We start from the raw sequence: 2,004 nt of genomic DNA, 5'->3' as shown, positions 1-2,004 counted from the left end.
CGCGAGGCCGAGGACCAGCGGCACCCTGGGCCTCGGCCTCGCGCTCGCCGGGATCACCTTCGGCCACCCGGTGGCCCTCGTGACCGACCCGGGTCTCGAACCGCTGATGCGGCACCAACTGGCCGCGTACGGGGCGCGCGTCGAGGTCGTACGCGCCCCGCACCCCTCCGGCGGCTGGCAGCAGGCCCGCCGCGACCGGGTCGCGGAACTGCTGGCCGCGCAGCCCGGCGCCTGGTGCCCGGATCAGTACCACAACCCCGACAACCCGGCGGCGTACGACGCCCTCGCCCTCGAACTCGCCGTCCAGCTCGGCCGCGTCGACGTCCTCGTCACCGCGGTCGGCACCGGCGGCCACTCCGCGGGCGTCGCCCGCGCGCTGCGCGCGTTCTCGCCGGGGATGCGGCTGGTCGGGGTGGACTCGGTGCGTTCGACGGTCTTCGGGCAGCCGGCGGGCGAGCGGCTGATGCGCGGGCTCGGCAGCAGCATCCACCCGCGCAACGTGGACCACGCGGCGTTCGACGAGTGCCACTGGGTCGCGGCGCACGAGGCGGTGTGGGCGGCCCGGCGGCTGGTGCGGCACCACTACGCGGGCGGCGGCTGGAGCGTCGGCGCGGTGGCGCTGGTCGCGGGGTGGCTGGCGCGTACGGAGGGACCCTCGGTCCGTATCGCGGCGGTCTTCCCCGACGGCGTGCAGCGCTACTGGAACACCGTCTTCAGCGACGAGCACTGCCGCACCCACGACCTGCTCGACCGCCCGCCGGCCGCGGACCCCGACGAGATCGCGCACCCGGCGGAGCGGACCGTCGAGCGCTGGACCCGCTGCGGCAACGTCGCGGCGGTACCGACGGGGGTGCCGGCCCGATGAGGGACCTGGTGCGGGAGTTCCGCTCGTACGGGGGCGGGGTGCGGCTGCTGATGGTGCAGCAGTTCACCATCAACACCGCGTTCTACATGCTGATGCCGTACCTCGCCGCCCATCTCGCCGACGGGCTGGGCATGGCGGCGTGGGCCGTGGGCCTGGTCCTGGGGGTGCGGAACTTCTCCCAGCAGGGCATGTTCCTGGTCGGCGGCACGCTGGCCGACCGGCTGGGCTGCAAGCCCATGATCGTCGCGGGCTGCGTGCTGCGCACGGCGGGCTTCGGGCTGCTGGGCTTCGTGCAGTCGCTGCCGGCGCTGGTCGCGGCGTCGGCGCTGACGGGCTTCGCGGGGGCGCTGTTCAACCCGGCGGTGCGGACGTACCTCGCGCAGGCCGTGGGGGAGGAGCGGCGCGTGGGGGCGTTCGCGCTGTTCAACGTCTTTTATCAGACGGGGATGTTCGTCGGCCCGCTCGTCGGACTGGCGCTGCTGGCGGCCGACTTCCGGCTGGTCTGCACGGTCGCGGCGCTGCTGTTCCTGGGACTGACGGTGGTACAGGTGCTGGCGCTGCCCGAGGGGGACGCGGTACGGACCGAGCGCCCGGGGGCGCGCGGGGTGCTGGCCGACTGGCGCACGGTCGTCTCCAACCGCCCCTTCATGCTCTTCTCCGCCGCCATGATCGGCTCGTACGTCCTGTCCTTCCAGGTGTATTTGGCGCTGCCCCTCCAGGCCCACCGCGCCTTCCCGGCCGCGGGCGACGGCGTGACCACCGCGCTCTTCGCCGTCTCGGCGGGCGTGGCGGCGGCGGGCCAGCTGCGCGTCACGGGCTGGGCGAAGAAGCGCTGGCCGGCGCAGCGGGCCCTGGTGTACGGCATCGCCCTGATGGGCGTCGCCTTTCTGCCGCTGCTGCTCACCGGCGCCCCACCGGGCGGCGGCGGGACGGCGGCGCGAACGGCGGCACTGGTCCCCCTGCTCCTCGCCGCCGCCCTGCTGGCACTGGGCACGGCCCTGGCGTACCCGTTCGAGATGGACACGGTGGTGTCGCTCTCCGGCGGTCGCCTCGTCGCCACGCACTACGGCCTCTACCACACGGTCTCCGGACTCGGCATCACGCTGGGCAACCTGGCGACGGGCGCGCTGTGGGGCGCG

At 74.7% G+C, this 2,004-nt stretch carries 2 protein-coding genes; both read left to right on the top strand.

The annotated features are described in order from the left end of the window. Nucleotides 1-865 (top strand): PLP-dependent cysteine synthase family protein (locus H5J30_RS29780; protein WP_181790457.1); only part of this gene is annotated, 865 nt, incomplete at its 5' end. After that, the coding region (locus H5J30_RS29775) for an MFS transporter (RefSeq protein WP_181790455.1) at nucleotides 862-2,004 on the top strand (1,143 nt) is incomplete at its 3' end. The genes H5J30_RS29780 and H5J30_RS29775, both read left to right, overlap by 4 nt.

Source organism: Streptomyces phytophilus (assembly GCF_013870535.1).
GTDB classification, from domain to species: Bacteria; Actinomycetota; Actinomycetes; order Streptomycetales; family Streptomycetaceae; genus Streptomyces; species Streptomyces phytophilus.
This window is presented reverse-complemented; position numbering and strand designations above follow the sequence as displayed.